19 protein-coding genes are annotated in these 18,006 nt (G+C 38.2%); 8 read left to right on the plus strand and 11 right to left on the minus strand.

Features of this window, described 5'->3' with window-relative positions; genetic code table 11:
• The first annotated feature begins 68 nt into the window (after positions 1–68).
• The 7 genes from DBR40_RS23735 (at position 69) to DBR40_RS23765 (ending at position 6,741) form a co-directional block, all read left to right on the plus strand.
• Positions 69–737, plus strand: a complete 669-nt coding sequence (locus DBR40_RS23735) for an outer membrane beta-barrel protein (protein WP_158674123.1) — start codon at positions 69–71, stop codon at positions 735–737.
• A 171-nt stretch (positions 738–908) separates the two neighbouring features.
• Positions 909–1,634 carry a gliding motility-associated ABC transporter permease subunit GldF gene (gene gldF / locus DBR40_RS23740; protein ID WP_124562223.1) on the plus strand — a complete coding sequence of 242 codons (726 nt, stop codon included), beginning with the start codon at positions 909–911 and terminating at the stop codon, positions 1,632–1,634.
• Positions 1,634–3,319, plus strand: coding sequence for a gliding motility-associated ABC transporter substrate-binding protein GldG (gene gldG, locus DBR40_RS23745; RefSeq protein WP_124562224.1), 1,686 nt, complete (start codon positions 1,634–1,636; stop codon positions 3,317–3,319). Before gldF ends, gldG begins: the two co-directional genes overlap by 1 nt.
• A gap of 33 nt (positions 3,320–3,352) precedes the next feature.
• Positions 3,353–4,477, plus strand: a complete 1,125-nt coding sequence (gene dnaN / locus DBR40_RS23750) for a DNA polymerase III subunit beta (protein WP_039476649.1) — start codon at positions 3,353–3,355, stop codon at positions 4,475–4,477.
• An 84-nt stretch (positions 4,478–4,561) separates the two neighbouring features.
• Positions 4,562–5,239 (plus strand): DUF4397 domain-containing protein, encoded by a 678-nt coding sequence (locus DBR40_RS23755; RefSeq protein WP_124562225.1) that lies wholly within the window; start codon positions 4,562–4,564, stop codon positions 5,237–5,239.
• Between the two features lie 60 nt (positions 5,240–5,299).
• Positions 5,300–6,010, plus strand: a complete 711-nt coding sequence (locus tag DBR40_RS23760; protein ID WP_124562226.1) for a DUF4397 domain-containing protein — start codon at positions 5,300–5,302, stop codon at positions 6,008–6,010.
• A gap of 65 nt (positions 6,011–6,075) precedes the next feature.
• Positions 6,076–6,741 (plus strand): DedA family protein, encoded by a 666-nt coding sequence (locus DBR40_RS23765; RefSeq protein WP_124562227.1) that lies wholly within the window; start codon positions 6,076–6,078, stop codon positions 6,739–6,741.
• 432 nt (positions 6,742–7,173) lie between these two features.
• On the opposite strand, the gene DBR40_RS23770 is transcribed toward DBR40_RS23765, so the two are convergent.
• From DBR40_RS23770 to DBR40_RS23805, 8 genes are all read right to left on the minus strand, one after another.
• Positions 7,174–7,860 carry a zinc dependent phospholipase C family protein gene (locus DBR40_RS23770; protein WP_233603975.1) on the minus strand — a complete coding sequence of 229 codons (687 nt, stop codon included), beginning with the start codon at positions 7,858–7,860 and terminating at the stop codon, positions 7,174–7,176.
• Between the two features lie 89 nt (positions 7,861–7,949).
• On the minus strand, positions 7,950–8,375 hold the full coding sequence (locus DBR40_RS23775) for a VOC family protein (protein ID WP_124562228.1): 426 nt from the start codon (positions 8,373–8,375) through the stop codon (positions 7,950–7,952).
• A 133-nt stretch (positions 8,376–8,508) separates the two neighbouring features.
• Complete coding sequence (locus DBR40_RS23780; RefSeq protein ID WP_124562229.1) at positions 8,509–8,961, minus strand: DUF1569 domain-containing protein; 453 nt, start codon at positions 8,959–8,961, stop codon at positions 8,509–8,511.
• Between the two features lie 63 nt (positions 8,962–9,024).
• Entirely contained in the window at positions 9,025–10,257 is a 1,233-nt protein-coding gene (locus DBR40_RS23785) for a DUF3999 family protein (RefSeq protein ID WP_124562230.1), read from the minus strand.
• Positions 10,235–12,604, minus strand: a complete 2,370-nt coding sequence (locus tag DBR40_RS23790) for a DUF2339 domain-containing protein (RefSeq protein ID WP_124562231.1) — start codon at positions 12,602–12,604, stop codon at positions 10,235–10,237. The genes DBR40_RS23785 and DBR40_RS23790 overlap by 23 nt, the downstream gene beginning before the upstream one ends.
• Positions 12,605–12,677: 73 nt before the next feature.
• The gene (locus DBR40_RS23795) at positions 12,678–13,286 is read right to left on the minus strand and encodes a YdcF family protein (RefSeq protein ID WP_124562232.1); all 609 of its coding nucleotides are present in this window, start codon (positions 13,284–13,286) and stop codon (positions 12,678–12,680) included.
• Complete coding sequence (locus tag DBR40_RS23800) at positions 13,244–14,224, minus strand: alpha/beta hydrolase (RefSeq protein WP_124562233.1); 981 nt, start codon at positions 14,222–14,224, stop codon at positions 13,244–13,246. The genes DBR40_RS23795 and DBR40_RS23800 overlap by 43 nt, the downstream gene beginning before the upstream one ends.
• A 13-nt stretch (positions 14,225–14,237) precedes the next feature.
• On the minus strand, positions 14,238–15,158 hold the full coding sequence (locus DBR40_RS23805; protein WP_124562234.1) for a M28 family peptidase: 921 nt from the start codon (positions 15,156–15,158) through the stop codon (positions 14,238–14,240).
• Between the two features lie 140 nt (positions 15,159–15,298).
• Between DBR40_RS23805 and DBR40_RS23810 the strand changes: the two genes are divergently transcribed.
• On the plus strand, positions 15,299–15,739 hold the full coding sequence (locus DBR40_RS23810; protein ID WP_124562235.1) for a DUF4395 domain-containing protein: 441 nt from the start codon (positions 15,299–15,301) through the stop codon (positions 15,737–15,739).
• Position 15,740: 1 nt separating this feature from the next.
• Here the strand turns inward: DBR40_RS23810 and DBR40_RS23815 are convergent, their stop codons facing one another.
• The 3 genes from DBR40_RS23815 to DBR40_RS23825 form a co-directional block, all read right to left on the minus strand.
• Positions 15,741–16,772: an LLM class flavin-dependent oxidoreductase gene (locus DBR40_RS23815; protein ID WP_124562236.1), complete on the minus strand. Its 1,032-nt coding sequence runs from the start codon at positions 16,770–16,772 to the stop codon at positions 15,741–15,743.
• A 209-nt stretch (positions 16,773–16,981) separates the two neighbouring features.
• Entirely contained in the window at positions 16,982–17,428 is a 447-nt protein-coding gene (locus tag DBR40_RS23820) for a hypothetical protein (protein ID WP_124562237.1), read from the minus strand.
• A gap of 28 nt (positions 17,429–17,456) precedes the next feature.
• Entirely contained in the window at positions 17,457–17,972 is a 516-nt protein-coding gene (locus DBR40_RS23825; protein ID WP_124562238.1) for a 2'-5' RNA ligase family protein, read from the minus strand.
• Between the last annotated feature and the right edge of the window lie 34 nt (positions 17,973–18,006).

Here is an 18,006-nt window from a genome sequence, read left to right on the forward strand (position 1 = left end):
AAACTTTTGGGTTCAGTCTAATTTTGGAGGCTTTTTGCATAATGATAGCTTTCATCAATCTATACCTCATGAAAAAAATAACTTTATTCTTATTTGCATTAACATTTGGCTTAACGGTATATGCGCAGGAGAAACCAGTACCGATTTCGGTAAAAGCTGGTATCACATTCCCGAAAATTAAAACACGTAAAGATGTTGCTCCGTTAAATGGTCCTGCCGTTGATGGGAGCAATATTAATACATCTTTCTATTTGGGTGCTACGGTAGATATAGCCCTGGGCAAAAATATTGTATTCCAACCAGGTTTTTCTGTTACAGGTAAAGGTACCAAAGCAACATACGTTAACTTTAAGGGAAATAGCAACTCATCTGGTAAAATCAGCCTATTGTATTTTGAGATACCAGCCAACGCAGTTAAATATATTCCAGTCGGAAAAAATAAGATATTTTTAGGTTTAGGCCCGTATTTGGGGGTCGCGTTATCCGGAACAGCCAGGTATACATTGATAAATAATGATGTTATAAAGCCAGATAAAGAAAATATTAGGTTTGGTTCTGACAAAGATTTTAAACGCCTCGATTTTGGAGGAAATGCACTGGCAGGATTTCAACTACGCAATGGGCTAAATATACAGGCTGGTATTAGTGCCAGTGCAGCTAAAATTTCCAATTCGAAAGATGTTTATTTGAATGCTAAAAACCTGGTATTTACAGTTGGATTGGGTTTTTCTTTATAAGTGCTTTAAAAAATAATGATAAGCCTCTTGATGAAAATCGGAGGCTTTTTTTCGTACAATACTATGAGCGATCAAACTATAAACTATCATCCATAAGCCATAAACTATAAACCAATAAACAGGCTAAGCCAACGAAAAAAAAATCCTTAACTTCGGCATTTAAATTTAACTATGTACGCAGTTTTTAAACGCGAGTTATTCAGTTTCCTCAGTTCAATGGTGGCTTACATCACCATTGGCATTTTTTTATTGGTTTCGGGACTTTTACTTTGGGTATTTCCTGATACTTCTGTACTCGAATACGGCTATGCCGAACTCAACGGCTTTTTTAGTCTTGTTCCTTATTTGTTCATGTTCCTGATCCCGGCTATCACCATGCGGGCCTTTGCCGAAGAGAGGAGAGAAGGTACTTACGAGCTTTTGGTTACGCGTCCCATTCAACTCTGGCATATTATCGCTGCAAAATACCTCTCTAGTTTGGTACTGGTTCTTTTTGCATTAATCCCGACTATAATTTACTACTACAGCGTTGCCAAACTGGGTTTCCCCGAAGGTAATATCGATTCTGGTTCGGTAATCGGATCGTACATTGGCTTATTTCTGTTGGGAGCTGCATTTACGGCCATTGGCATTTTTTCATCGGCACTTACCAAAAACCAGGTTATTGCTTTTGTTATCTGCGCCGCTTTGTGCGCATTTGCATTCCTCGGCTTCGATTATGCCAGTCAGGTTAGTTTATTTAAATCCATCGAAACCTCAATTACCAATTTGGGTATCAACCAGCATTATACCGCCATTAGTCGTGGTGTTTTAGATACGAGAGATTTGATTTACTTCATCACCTTCTCCGCCTTGTTTTTATTTTTTACCAGGTTAACTATGGGAGGGAAGCGATAATGAACCTTAAAAATAAATGGATCACCGCGGTTTTATTCATCACAGCACTGGTTGTTTTAAATATAATTGGTCAGTATGCTTTTAAGCGTTTTGATTTTACAGCAGATAAAAGGTTTACGCTGAGCGAGAAAACAAAATCATTGCTGGCCAGGAATGAAAAACCGATCATCATTACCGTTTTTTTAAATGGCGAATTGCCGCCCGCATTTAAGCGTTTGCAAGGAGCTGTAAGTAATATTTTGTCTGATTATCAGGCATATTCGAAAGCAGATGTAAAGGTAGTTTTTGTTGATCCTTTGGCTGGATTAAGCCAGGCTGATCAGGATACAGTGGTGAATAATTTGTACGAAAGCGGGATTGAGGCCACCAATTTAAGTGTGAAAACCGAAGCCGGATTAACGCAAAAACTGGTATTTCCGATGGCGATGATTGAAAGTGACGGGAAACAGTTTCCGGTAAAGCTTTTTCAAAACCTTGATACCCGCGGGAGTTACGAAGATAACATTAACCGGGCTATTGAAAACCTCGAGTATATTTTTACTTCGAGCTTAAAAAAGGTGATTACAGGTAGCAACCCCCGAATTGGTTTCTCTGAGTCGAATGGCGAATTATCTGATCAGCAGCTCAATGATGCCATGCATAGTTTATCAAACAGTTATCTGGTTGGTCGCGTGGATTTAAATACTATTGATAAGGCCGGACTTGATAAATTGAAAATGCTGGTCATTGCCAAACCAACCAAACCTTTTACCGAGACCGAAAAATACAAGATCAATTATTTTGTAATGAATGGCGGGAGGGTGCTTTGGAGCATTGATCAGGTGCGTGCAGAATTGGATAGTTTGAGAGGGCAAAGCGGACAAATGGCTACGAACAGTAACCTGAACCTGGATGATATGCTCTTTATGTACGGCGCCCGGATTAATTATAACATCATTGCCGATCCGGCAAACAGTGCCGAAATTCCGGTTTCAACAGGTGTAGTTGGCGGTCAGAACCAGATGCAATTGGTGCCCTGGATTTATTACCCCATTTTACTGCCCGATACCACCGAAAGTGTGGTGAAGAAACTGGATGGCGTAAAATCTGAATTTCCAAGTACTGTAGATACCATTGGAGCCAAAAACATCAAAAAATCGTATATTTTAACTACTTCAGCTTTTAATAAAGTTTTTGAGGCACCCAAACTGTTTAGCCTGCAAATGGTTGGCGAACACTTAGATCCGAGGGCTTTTCAAAGTCGCCCGCAACATGTGGGATTAATGTTGGAAGGAAGTTTTCCGTCGGTTTTTGCAGGCCGGCCATTGCCTGCAGGCATTACACAACCTTACAGCGTTGAAAATGTTGGTAAGCCTGCAAAAATGATTGTAATCGGCGACGGTGATATTTTTAAAAACCAGGTTTCAGCGCAGAATGGCACTCCATTTCCGTTAGGTTACGACCGTTACTCGCAACGTACTTTTGGTAATAAAGCTTTATTGTTAAATATTGTCGATTATTTTACTGATGACGACAACTTAATTGCCTTGCGTAGTAAAGAAGTAAAGATCAGATTGCTCGATAAAGGCAAAATTAAACTCGAAAAAACGAAATGGCAGCTCATTAATGTTGCGGCGCCCATACTATTGTTAATATTCTTTGCAATTTTTCAACATTATTACCGCAAATACAAGTACGCTAAATAATTTTTATATTTTTGAAGAAGACTAAAAGATATCATGAGATTTATTGTATCCACATCAACGCTGTTAAAACACTTACAAACTGTAAATGGTGCTTCAAGCAGCAGTACAGTTTTACCCATATTAGAAAATTTCCTTTTCGAGATTAAAGATGGAAACTTAACTATCTCTGCTACCGATTTACAAACGAGCATGACAACTGCTTTGGCTGTAGAATCAAAAGAAGAAGGTAAAGTTGCGGTTCCGTCTAAAATTTTATTAGATACACTTAAAACCTTACCAGATCAGCCAATTGCATTTAATATAGACGACAGTACTTTTGCGATCGAAATTAGCGCAGGTGATGGTAAATATAAATTGAGTGGTGAAAATGGCGACGATTTTCCAAAAATTCCGGTTGTAGAAAACGCTTCTTCTGTTAATTTGCCTGCATCAGTTTTAACTGAAGCGATTACCAAAACTATTTTTGCGGTAAGTAATGATGAGCTACGTCCGGCAATGACAGGTGTATTTTGCCAGTTATCACCACAGCACATTACTTTTGTAGCTACCGATGCACACAAGCTGGTACGTTACCGCCGTATGGATAGCAAAGCTGATAAAGCAACTTCGTTTATCTTACCTAAAAAAGCTTTAACACTTTTAAAAGGCGCCTTGCCTTCTAACGATATTAATGTATCGGTAGATTATAATGCAACAAGTGCTTTCTTTAAGTTCGAAAATATTAATTTAGTGTGTCGTTTAATAGACGAACGCTATCCAGATTATGAAGCAGTAATACCTACAAACAACCCAAATAAATTAATTATCGACAGGGTTCTGTTTTTAAATACACTACGCAGGGTTGTAATTTTTGCCAATAAAACCACACATCAGGTGAGGTTAAAAATCAGCGGCAGCGAGTTGAATATTTCATCTGAAGATTTAGACTTCGCCAACGAGGCACACGAGCGTTTAAGCTGCCAATATGATGGTGAAGACCTTGAAATTGGCTTTAATGCCCGTTTCTTAATCGAAATGCTGAGCAATTTAAGCGGCGATGAAGTTACTTTAGAGTTATCTACTCCAAACAGGGCAGGGCTTTTAATTCCGCAAACCAATGATGAAAATGAAGATGTTTTAATGTTGGTTATGCCGGTTATGCTAAATAATAGTTATTAGTCTACTAATTTTTTAGTTTTTATACAAAGAATGGCTTGGTTTTTGACCGAGCCATTCTTGTTTCTAACAAAATAACAGCTAACCATGAAAATCTATACCAATCTCTCAAAGGTAATCCTCCTGCTTTTCACTATTCCTATCCTGGCTTTATCGGCCTGTAAAAAAAATGATCCCGATGTGGTTGTCAAGGGCGAAGCTAAAATTAAAGTGGTTAATGCCTCATTAACAGAAATCCATCAGGAAGTTTATTTAGATGATGCTAAACTTACTGCTACGGCACTAGCTTTTGGCGAAACCAGCGAATACGTTAAAATACCTTCTGGGAACCGCAATGTTGCTTATGTAGGCCTGAATAATGCCAATACCAATGCATCTTTTAATTTTACCCCCTCTATTACCTATACCACATTTTTGGTTACCAATAAAAATGCGGAACGGGAGATTGTAAACTATGAGGATAATCTGAGCAATACAGAAATGGATAAAGCTAAGGTGAAACTGATTAACCTGAGTCCGAATTTTGCTACGGGTATAAATGTTAGCGTACAGGCTGGTTTACAATTTGTTAATGGCCTGGCTTTTAAAGAGGCTTCGAATTACTTTACGCTTGATGGCGGATTGAATCTGAGATATTCAGTTGTAGGTTCGGGCAATATTAAAACGATTGATAATTCGAATTTTGTAGGCGGAAAAATTTACACCATTTGGTTTAGCGGTACAACTGCAGCAACCTTAGAAGCGCATATCATCTCAGATAATTAATTTCGGTAAATTTATAAGCTTTCTGCTATCTTTACGTTTTATTAGCATCAGCAATTTTATATGAAAAATACTAATTCAATATGGCCTAAAATGTTCCTTTTTGTGCCTGTATTAATGATCTTTTCCTGCATCAAGAATGATAATTTCATCAAAGGAGATGCTAAGATCAGGTATTTTCATTCGGCGGTAACAGATACTATTCAAAATTTTTATTTACGAGGTATTCAGTCCGGAGCTTCTACAGCTTATGGTTCAAACAGTAATTATATTGTTGTAGCTGGCGATTCGAGCTATACCATTACTTCCAGAAATATAAATACCGCTACCGATGTTGCAAGTACAACCAATAAATTTGATATCGGGGCTAATTATTCGATCTTCTATACGCGTAAAACAGCTACCAGCAAGCCTGAATTAACAGTTTTTAAGGATGATGTAAAGCAAAACTTAGACTCTGTAAAGCTAACATTCTTAAACCTGGGCTATACTTTAAATTCTAATGTGATTGTGAAAGATGATGGGGGGGCTTTCCCTCAGTTTACCATGAAATATGGTGATAGATTCAGTCATACAATCAAATTAACTAAAGCCACCAGGATTTCTTTTGCATTGGAAGCGCCTATCGCAACCCAACCAGCCGTAAATGCCTTAGATTCGCTACCAACCACTACGTCAAAATCAATCGCAATTACAAAGGGCTTGGTTTATACGGTTTTACTCGATGGAACAAAAAAGAACGAACTCCAAATGCGCCTGGTTTCTACCAACTAATTATTATTGCATTTCACTAGCATTTATTCCCTCCGATATTCATACTTTTGCCCAAAATTAGATAAATGGAATTACTACAGCAGCTTTTAGACTTTATCCTTCACATCGATGTCCATTTAGCCGAAATTGTTAACGAATACCGTACCTGGACTTACCTTATTTTATTTCTGATCATCTTCGCTGAAACCGGCTTTGTGGTAACACCATTTCTTCCGGGCGATTCGTTGCTGTTTGCAATGGGCGCTTTAATTGCCGGCGAGCACGAAACAGGTTTAAATATCTGGGTGATGATGATTATTTTGATCGCTGCTGCTATTTTAGGAAACACAGTTAATTATAAACTGGGAAGCGTTTTAGGTGCAGGAGTATTTAAAGAAAAGAATAAAATCTTAAAACTCAAATACTACCATCAATCGCACGAATTTTTTGAAAAGCACGGTGGTAAAGCCATTATGCTAAGCAGGTTTTTACCTATTTTCAGAACTATTGCTCCTTTTGTGGCGGGTATTGCAAAAATGCCTTTTGGCAGGTTTACTTATTATAATATTATTGGTGGTATTACCTGGATTTTTGCCTTGTTAATTGGTGGATATTTACTGGGACAGATTCCGGTAATCAAAAACAACTTTGAACTGGTAATTATCTTTATTGCCGTTGTAACCTTTGTACCTGCTATTTGGGCTGCCATTAGAAGCCGTTTACAATCAAAAAAGACTGAAGAAGTACTTTAATTTTTTTTAAGTACGAGATAGAAGAAGAGACTTTAGCAATAAGGTCTCTTTTTTCGTTTATAACTGGTTTACAGTAAATAAATAGTTCAAATTAATTATTGTGTTTTTTGTAGTCCTTCAACAGGCTCAGGATGACAGTTCTATGGATGTTTTTAATATCAGGCCTTAAATCTCCCAGCCAAGTGGTACACCTTTCTCAAATTTTCGTTCTGTATCAGTTTCGGCTTTCTTTTCATCTGGAGTTGGTTCTAGCTTAATCAGGTTTTTAAGTACGGGCTGACAGGCATCAATCCATACCTAGTGCCAGAAAGAGCCAATTTCGAGTATGGCGCTGCGCATTTGCTTTTCTACCATGTTGTTCATTTTGTCGTGGTAGCTTTTGGCATATTCGATTGAATATTGCTTTAAAACGGTGTTGTTTTTTCAGCAAAACTATATTTTATGTGATGGAAAAGAGGCGTTTAAGGCTGCTTCGAAGGTTAAAACAGTATCAACCAGGCTATGGGTGTGTTTCACTACTTTCCAGGCTGCTTTTAGTGGATTTTCGATATGACTGGCCTTGCCTACCACAAAATTGTAGCGGGTAGAAAAAAGCTCAGGAAGGCGACTTTCCCAAAAGGCATGGATACCAACCTGGTTGGTGAGCTGACCGTTGTGGTTGGCTGTAGTATGCAAAGGAACATGCGCATCACCAATATAGTGGCTCAAATCAGCTGAGTATTTTAAAATCCTGACAGAATCGCGGGTTTTAAAAGCTTTAGCCAAACTGTAATAGGTACGCTGAATTTGCCAGGGTAAAATTCCGTTGGCGTTCAATTGCTTTAGTCCATAACTGGTTAAGGCATCATTCCACTTCTCCGGAATACTGTAAATGTTTTTTTCGTAGTTTTCTACATCCAGGTAATGTCTTGGGGCTTCTAAGGTATCGGCATACCTACGCTTATCGGGATCTACAGCATGCTCGGTAATGTACTTTATATTCTTTTTGTAAAACCCGATCATATCAGCGGGAAGTGTAAAAACAGCAAGGTTATTGATTCTTTGATGTGCAAAGAAACCCCAGGAGATACAAAAAATAGGAGGGATGATTAACGCAATTAAAATCGTTAATCTTTTCATTGGTATAAATTGTTTTATGATTAAAATCTATCATGATTGTTCTGTATAGATATCAACCACAATAGATTTTTAATCAATTTATGAAAAATTTAAGCATTTTCCATTTTTTTCTTATCTAATTTTTTCATCTGCATTACTACAGCCATTACCCTTTGGGCTCTTTCGGGATCGGCCATTAACTCGCCAATGTTCGATGGAATAATTTGCCATGAAAGGCCAAACTTATCTTTTAGCCAGCCGCACATACTTTCCTGTCCGCCATCTTTGGTCAGCGTATCCCAGTAGTAATCTATTTCTTCCTGGCTATCGCAATTAACCATAAACGAAACTGCTTCATCGAACTTAAATTGCGGTCCGCCATTTAGTCCCATAAATTTACTTCCGTTAATTTCGAAAGTAACCACCATTGGGCTAACCTGGGTAATTTTCGAATCTTTAAAAACAGTACAGTAATAATTTGCTGCTGCTTCGGCCTGTCCGTCAAACCAAAGGCATGTTACAAGTCCTTTTGTCATTTTGTTTTGTTGTTGAGTTTTTGTTAGTACAAGTTAAGCAAGATATGAACAGCATATGGGGCGTAAAAGAGACTTTTTAAGGGGGCAATAAGACCATATAAAGTTCAAAGACTAAAGAGGAAAGACCAAAAATCTAAGCGCCAAATTGTGAAAGATGGTGGTCTAAATGTTTATAAAACATGTTATTCCATTCGGTTTTGTTTAGTTTGCCAAAAGAATGCGATTCTTTACCATCGAAATGGTTTTCACCTAATTCCTGTGTTTTATTGAGGTAGGCAATCAACCTGGCTTTCTCTTTCTCAAAATCCCTTTCATCTTTAATGATGAATTGTGGAGCCGTTGGGTTGTTTTTTGGATAAGACTTTTCACTAACCACTTTACTTTTAACCAGGTTTTTCAGAATAAATTTCATAAACAAACCAGGTTTTGGGTGTATATCATCGTAAATCATTTCGTAGGTTACATTACAATGCGCCAGCATTTGTACTACATTCATTTTGCCCCAAAGCTGTGGAGTAGTGGGACTAAGCGTGTTAATTCTTTCAATAATTTCGCTAGTTACTGCGGGTTGGAAGATGTTCTTCATGATCTTATTTGGACGATATTTGTTAATATATTATTTAAAGTTACAATGGTGTACTCCTTGTGCCTAATTCCTCAACATTTTAAACGAAAACCAACCCAGTAATACAATAATTACTGCCATTAAAATCCATAGCCAGGCTTTGTTTTCGAATAGGGGCTTGGTTACTTTAGCCGTGTAGGCCGGGTTTTGCTGTTCTTCGCCGATGGTGAGTGAACTTAAGTTTGCAGGTATTTTATTTTCAAATTTTTCGATCTCGTAACTGGGAACTACAGCTTTGTTATTGCCATAATATAAAGCGTAACGCAGTTTTGGATCATCAAAACGGGCAATCAATTCATATACACAGCCTTTTAATGCCAAACCACTTAAACGTAGTGGCTTATTATCATTGTTTTGGATGGTAATCCGCAGTTTTGAAGTAATGGTATTTGGAAAGCTAAATACAGGTTTTTCTATAGAGCTAACGGTGCCCGTGTAAAGATCCATGTAATTGTACTTTATACCTTTATCGGTTTTAAAACTATCTGTAGCATAATCAATTTTGAACGGACGGTAAAAATCAAAATCGCTTTGGGCATTTAAACTCAATTGCGATACCGGTACCGGATCGGTTAAATTGATGTCGATAACCGTTTCTTTGTGTTCTGCATCGTTTTTGATGTTGTACGATTGATATTTAATATCCTGGAATATGCCTTTTATGGTATCTGTTTTTAAAATTTTTGTGGTTAAAAGCTCCATCTGGGCACTATTTTTTATGGCAATCCGAAAATAGGCATACTTTGCATCGGGGAAATTTATCCTGGTAAAATGATAATCGGTAAACTGGTTTTTGATCGACAAAATCCGGTAATCTTTTACTATGGTAAACCAGTTTTGGTTATCGTTACTGCCTTCGAGCGTAACTTTCCAGTCGAAATTTTCCTGCTTAAAATCGAGATTTATCTGGTTAATTACGCCGCTTACCGCGGGTCGAAAAGTATAATAATAAGTGTTGTTAGCTGAGCTTTGGTTCAACTGTTTAAAAGCAATTTCCTTCGTGTTAATCTGATTATCGCGTTGCTTTAACAGATAAGGGATCTCAACGGTATCTTTACCCTTAATGCCAAAAATACGCAGGTCTTCAAAACCCGGCTTAAGCTTTTGATATATTGGGTTGGGCAGTACCATACTGTGCCAGGTAGCTTGTACACCAGTAATTTCCCTTTTTAAGCGGTAGGGAGCAGTTTGGGCGTTTGCAGCTAATACGCAAGGTAAAAGCCAAAAAAGCAGCTTAGTTTTTAGTCTCCACATCATCAATAATTAAATGTTTGTACTTGTTGTAAAGGAAAGAAATGATTAGCAGCAATATGCCCAGCGACACGAATACAATGGTTTTTGAAATGGTGCTGAGGTAGGCAATGTCGTAAACAAAAAGTTTAATCAGCGTAATACCAAACAAAACCATTGCCCCAATACGCAGGTGTTTTTTGTTTTTGGCCAAGCCCATACCGATCAAAAATAGCGAATAAGACCCCCAAAGGATGCTCAAACCTAATTTATAATTACCATCTAAACCTGCCAGGGCTAAAATGTTAATCAGCTCGCTGCTAATTACCCATAAAATGGAAATGTAAAGCAGGTAATCGAACAGTGTTTTAAAGCTGCTTTTAAACAGACTGTAATTGATTAACTGGTAGAACATGATAATTAACAAAGCAAAGAAGCCAATAGAAACATAGCGGATGCCAATATTGAAGGTGCCGATTTTGAAATAGTTATTATCCGAGAATAAATATTCATCTCTAAGCTCGCTTAAATTATAAAGGCCATTGGTTAAAAATAAGGCAATAACCAACAGGTTAATAGCCAGACAGGCAATTGCAAGCTCGTTGCTTTTAAGTTTTTTTAGATTAAAATAAGACAATGCGGCGGCAAAAAATAGGGTATAGATATAAATCCAGGCTATTTTTAACTTTTCATAGTTGTAATTGTAGGTATAGCCGCTGTAATCTGTATTTGTTTTTGGGTGCGGGTTTATTTTGGAGATTTCGAAAAGGTTGTTAAAATGTTTCGAAATCTCCAGTGAGAAAGTAATATACACTACAAACAATAATATTGAAGGAATGCTGTAACTCAATATCTGGCGCATCCAGATCCATTCGGCAGGTTTCTCGGTTTCTTTTTTGCTGATGCTGAACATCCAGCTAAAACTGCCAATAAAAATAACTGCCGTTAAGAAACCCACATTAAATATCGGTTTAACAACCTGATAACTGCCATAGTAACTTGCATAACTGGCCCAGTCTTCTAAAAGGCTTAAAAAGGCAAGAAAGATAAGCGGAAAAGAAAGCTTTTCGTAGATAGCAATTTGTTTAACCCTACCCAGATAAAAGAGTATGGCCGCCTCAACAGTCCAGAATATAGTTACCCAACCGCCATCTAACTGCACCGGAACAGCCATGGTAATAAAGGTAATAACCAAAGCCAGGATAAGGTAGAACAGGTTTTTATCGGCCAGTTGCCTTTTGTAAATAATTAAGCTTACCACAAAATGAATTATTCCGTTGGCCAGGGTAAATAAGCCTAAAAATTCTGCACTATTTTTATTGTCGGCTATAATTAAATAACCCATGCAGTAAAAAATGAAGGCATTTAAGAGTGTGATGACTACATCACTTAAGCCGAATACTTCTCTCTTAATGACTTTATAAGCAAGGTTAGTGATGTAAAAAGTAATAAAGAATATCGAAGCAAACAGGAGGGCGAGAACAAAATACTGGCTCTCACTACTTAAATCAAAGCGCCAGGCTGAAAAAATGAGCCAGCTTAATCCGAAGGAGACATAAAATAAGGGTTTCCAGTATTTTTTAAAGCTCAATACCAAAATACCGATATTGATAATCGCTATATAGCTAAATAAACCCCCTACTTTGCCAGAGCCATCGCTCAGTAAAAACGGCACAGCATAGGCACCAACCAGGCCAATATGGGCAATAACCTGCTTATTGTATTGAATTGCTGCAACCACAGTGAAGGAGGTGAAAATCACCATCAGGCCGAAGGCAAGTGCCTGCGGAATCAAGGCGTAAAAATCGTAAGCGGCATATGTAATAAAATACATGATGGCAATGGCACCACTAACCAGTACTGCTGAAAAGTTTTCGTATTTAGCCTTTAATTTAATTGCAAAGCCCATTAAGCCTGCACCCATTGCATAACCCAAAACAATACGGGTTAAAGGGCTAATCATATCGTGATCGATGGCATATTTTGCGCCAATGGCTACACCGATGATTAAAATCAGGATACCTATTTTACTGATCAGATTCTCGCCAATGAACTTTTCGAAATCTGATTTAACTATATTTTCGCGCTTAAAGCGGTCGGCAAAATTAGGCTGTAACGGATTTTGAGGAGTAGGAAAAGCTGAAGGAACCGGCTGGGGAGTTGCTGCATGTTGTATTACCGGATTTGGTGGTGTATTTTTTGGAGGCGATATAAAAGTAGGTTCAGCAGCTTTAGGTGCATTTGCTGAGTCCGGCGATTGTAAAGCTTTAACTTCTTGTCTTAATGCCTGAATTTCGGCTTCGAAACCTTGTTGCCTCAGCAATAAATTTTCTAGCTTAACTAACAGCAGGTTTAATTTTTCCGAATTATCCATCCAATATCTGATTTGCGTAACTTATTTTATTAAATATAGGAAATGAATTTTTATCAGGTTAGGAAATTATTCACTACGTCGGTAACAGTTCTGAATAAAAGGCTACAAATTCGCGAATCAGTGAATAACCATCGCGCCACTCCAAATATTCGGGACTGGCTCCAAAAACCTTATCGAAGCCATTTTTTCTGAAAAGCATTTTGGTGCGGGTAATGTGGTAATATTGCGAAACCACTATGATACTTTCAATATGATAGTTGCTTTTTAGTTTTGTAGTGTTTTTTACCGTTTTTAAAGTGTTATCGCCCTGGTTATCGGTAATAATTAAAGCAGCCGGAACACCCTTTCCGATCAGGAAATCACGCATTTTATCACCTTCATTAAAACCTTCGTGGCCATGCCCGCCACTTACAAAAAGCATTTTTACCCGTCCGTTTTTATACAGGCTAAGCGCACGTTCCAGTCTTTTTTGCAACCTTTGTGATAAAGAGCCATCTTCGTTTACTTTATTGCCTAACACCACACCTAAATCGGCATTTTGTGGGGTGTTGTTCATCCCATCGATAATAATAACACTGGTGTGGATGCTAAACCAAAGTACTATGAGGATAATAAAGGCTTTTGTAAGTGGGCTAACTTTCAATTTACGGCCTTTAAAAACAGGCTGATGTCTTGTGTCCATTCGGATTTATATTGGGTTAGGTAGTTGTCGTGACCGGCTAAAGGATAGGTGCGAAGGCTTTTACTTCCTTTCAGGTTGTTGAAAATTTCGTTTATTTCACTGCGTGAAACCCGGTTGTCCTTTTCTCCGTATAAGAGCAAGGTGGGGCATTTTATGCCTTTTGCATCATCAACAGGACGCAGTTTAAAACCATTAAAATGATGCTGAAAGCCTCCCCAAAACACCAGAATATTGGCGAGCGGGAAAGTAGGGATATGTAAAATTTTAAACCTGGCCTGGGTTGTTTTTAACAGGCTGCTATAAGGACATTCGATGATAATCGCAGCAGGATTGATTTTAAAAGCGTTCAGTGCTTTCATAGTAGCTACAGCGCCCATAGAAGTACCAAACAAAATAATTTGCTTTTTTTCAGTTTGGTTAACGTATTGGTAAACTGTTTTAACTTCCTCAGCTTCGGCAAAGCCAATGGTAGTTTCATTGCCTTCCGAGCCGCCCGAACCCATAAAATCGACCAGCATGGTATTGTAGCCCAACTGGTAGAAAATGTTGGCCTTGTTTATCAACCCGGATTTTGACGCGCTATAGCCATGAAACATAATAACAGTTCCCTTTGCCTCAGGGTGTTTAATAAACCAGCATTCTAATTTTTTATTACTTTGTAGCTTAACGGTGGTGTAGGGCAAATCTGGTTGCCTTTGGTTCGCCGGGCGTGGGTTTGATACTCCTGTAAAAAGCGTCTTTATTTTCTCTGCCAGCGAGAGTTGCTCTGGCTTAGCTGTTTTGGTTACTTTTTGTGTAGTAAAATGCGTGAGTTGATAAGCTTGGTTATAGGCAATGATGTTTGCCAGTACGAACAGGCTTACCAGCCCCCATAACAGGATCTTAATTATGTTCCGTAAAGATTTCTTAGGGGCGCGTTTTTGTGATTTAACGTACATGCGGCTGCTATAATTAAATTTTAACCAACGTTTTAAATACTCCATCAATTACTTTGGCCATCCGGTTAATATCGAGTGTTTCCATGGTGTCGGTAACCTGGTGGTAGTTTTTATTCCGGTAAAAAGAGGTGTCGGTGATCATTAAGGCACTGTAGCCAAATTTCCAGTAATTTAGGTGGTCTGAAAAATCGATACCCGGCAAAGACGTTGGGCCACTAAAGGTTTTGGTTAGAATGGTATTCCCTTTTTTGAAAGCCGAAGTAAAGTTGTTGGCAAACTTGCCCGCACTAAATTTTTTAACCACGGTTATGTAATCGCCCTTATTGCCATAAAACCACGATAAAATGCCCAGTGGGTATGATTGTGATTTCTTTTCAGTTTTAAAGTAACCGATCATTTCTAAAGAGAGCATACCATATACCTCAATTTTATTGCTTTTGAGCCATTTGGCGTGGATATAACTCCCCATCTGTTCGGTACGGAAATAGGGTGGCTCTTCTAAGGTATAAGCTACTAAATCTATCCGGTGGTTTAGTTTTTGGCCTTTTAACATCCTGGCCAGTTCTAAAAGACCTGTTACCCCGCTTGCATTATCATCTGCACCTTCCTGCTCGCCGCAACTATCGTAATGTGCACCTGCAATTATCCGTTTTTGATGTTGGGTACCGAAAGAACAGATTACGTTTTTATAGATCTTTTGATCTACTGTATATTCCTGAATGTATACACTATCGGCATATTTCTTAAATACCGACCGGATATAATCGGCTGTTTGGTTTAGCTGATCGATATTTTGATGACTGCGGTACCTGGGCGTTTTGGTTAGGGTTTTCAAATGTGCTTTTATCACCACTGTATCAGGCAATGTAGCCGCCTTACACCAGGTTGCTGATAGTAAGCATAAACTTAAAATTAAGATTTTTGAGCGCGTCATTTGTTGAGTTATGTGATACGAATATAACAAATTCGAAAATTACAAGCAGCCATAATAACTTGTTTTATTGAATGATAATGACTTTACTGAAACCCGATCGATAGAGATTTTTAATACATTTACAGCAAAATATAGTTACGATGGAATTATCCTGCCCAATATCGGCCGAAAGAATAAATGAAAATGTGGTACGTTTAATTGCCTTTATGGTAGCTGTAGTAGCTACTGTTTGCTTAATTTTTGGCAATTATTGGGCAATAGTGTTTTTGATTTTTGATTTTGGCAGCAGGGCCTTTACTTCGGGAAAATTCAGTGTGTTAAAATATGTGGCTGTAAGCATTAACCAAAAACTGACACTGCCAAAGCAAATGAAAGATTTGGCCCCAAAGAAATTCGCCGCAACCTTAGGTTTTGTATTTTGCCTGCTGATTACGGCGATGTTCCTGTTTGATTTTTCGACTCTGGCAATGGTTTTTACAGTAGTAATGCTTGTTTTCGCCTTGCTTGAAAGCCTTTTTGCAATATGTGTAGGCTGTTACGTTTATAGTTTTTTACAGCTTTTTAAAGGAAACAAAGCTTAACTTATGGCTGTAAAGCTTTTCTAACTGCCGGCGCAATTCTGGTTCCATAAATTTCTATCGATTTCATCATCGCGGCATGTGATGGTCCGCCAACATCCATGTGGGCCGAGAAACGGGTTAGCCCGAAAGTTTCTTCCATAGCCAGTATTTTATCTACCGATTGGTTTACATCGCCAATAATTAATGCGCCGCTTTTGCTCATTCCAGCATCAAACTGGTTGCGTTGGTAGGGTGCCCAGCCGCGTGTACGACCGATTCTGTTCATCTGTGCCGAATAGAGCGGGTAATAGTAATCTGCTATTTCGCTGGTGTTTTCGCCAAATAGTGAGTGCATGTGTACGCCAACCTCGAATTTGTTCATATCGTGACCGTAAGCCTGGTATACTTTTTTGTAATAATCGAACAGAGGCTTAAACTGTACAGGCTGACCACCAATAATGGCAAACATTACCGATAAACCCAGTCTTCCGGCACGTTCTACCGATTCGGGCGTGCCACCAACGGCCACCCAGATTTTTAAGCTATCGTTTACTGCACGTGGCAAAACTTCCTGGTTATTTAATTCTGGCCTGAATTTACCTTTCCAACTAACTTTAGGTGATGCATTGATTTTTAACAGTAGATCTAATTTTTCTTCGTAAAGCTCATCGTAATTTTGCAGGTTGTAGCCAAATAATGGGAATGATTCGATGAAACTTCCGCGGCCAGCCATTAATTCGGCCCTGCCGTTCGAAATTAAATCGACTGTGGCAAAACTTTGGTACAGCTTTACCGGGTCAGACGAACTTAAAACCGAAACGGCACTGCTTAGCTTAATGTTTTTAGTTACGGTTGCTGCAGCGGCCAGGATAATTTCAGGACTCGATACCGCATAATCCGGGCGGTGGTGCTCGCCAATGCCATAAAAATCCAAACCCACTTCATCCATGAGTTTAATTTCTGCTATAATTTCCTGAAGTCTTTGTTGTGCGGGTTGAATTTCTCCATTTGCATTGATTTGCAAATCGCCAAACATGCCAATACCTAATTCCATACGTTAAAATATTTTTAACAAAGGTAATGGCTTTGTGTTTGCCGGGTTTTGATCTATGGTAAGAAATGGTTAACTATTTAAATCGATCAACTGGTTAATTGTTTAACTGAACTCCATCCCCGTGCACACAACGTTATGCTTTTTGGTAGTTTAATTATTCGAGTTGGTTAACTGCAGGTTAAGAAAGGATATTTTTTTGAAATTAGATTTTACAGGCCTGAATCAAGCTTGCCCAGCGAATTTAAGATGGAAGCCAATTCTTCAAACTGATAATCAAAATTGGTAACATCAATATCGAATTTTTTTCCGTTTTTTAACGAGACAGCAATAAAATAATGAGGATGTCTTTGGAGAAAGATAGTATAATTATGAATTGATTTGATGGTATTAATTTCTTCCCATTTAAAAGTGCCGCGGTCTAAAAATGTAATTTCCTCTTCGTTTGCTACTATGGCGTAAATCTCTTCGTTTTTCTGTAATACTCTTAAAATGAAAACCATATAAAGGACGTAAAGACAGAACATGATAGCGAAAGTGATTAAATAGCTAAGGTTAAAGGCTCCTGCTATTGCTAAAAATGCTATCGGAAAAAGACAAAATGGAATGATAATAAAGCCAATGTTACTATTGTCTTTTACTTTAATAGATGTAACCATTTTTTGAGCGATTGAGCTGTTAATTTAGCTATTCTTTTTTAGAAACAACAAAATCAAATTCCCTGATAATTTCCCATTTTCCACCATTGATTTGTGTGATTAAGCTGATCTTGTAAAAACTTAGTACCGTTGGGAGCGGATAAGATTTTATCTGTTCAAAAATTTCTATGGTACAGGTAGAATTTCTGGGATGCATGAGCGTGATGTGTGGTAGAAGAGCTCGTGGTGAGTCGTTTATTCCTTTCAAAATTAATTTCCTTAACTGCTGAAAGGAATCGTTACCTGCTTTGGCAGGCATATACACACCCTTCCCGTTTTCAAATTGTTCAACAGCTCCAAACGTCATTTGAATTTGACTGTTTAGTTTAATGTTTTTGATGTTGGCAAATACTTGATCCAGTTGTTCAATTTCGTCTTCCCGACACAGGGTAACATGTGCAGGAATTAAACTATGCTGAATAGGATTAAACTGTGCCCTAACCTGCTCAATAACTTCGGTTTGGTGGGTAATAAATAGAGTAAGCTGTTGCCGGGTTTGTTGCATAAACTAAGTTAGGCTTTATTTTTAAAGCCTGTTA

The organism is Pedobacter sp. KBW01 (assembly GCF_003852395.1).
Classification (GTDB): Bacteria; Bacteroidota; Bacteroidia; order Sphingobacteriales; family Sphingobacteriaceae; genus Pedobacter.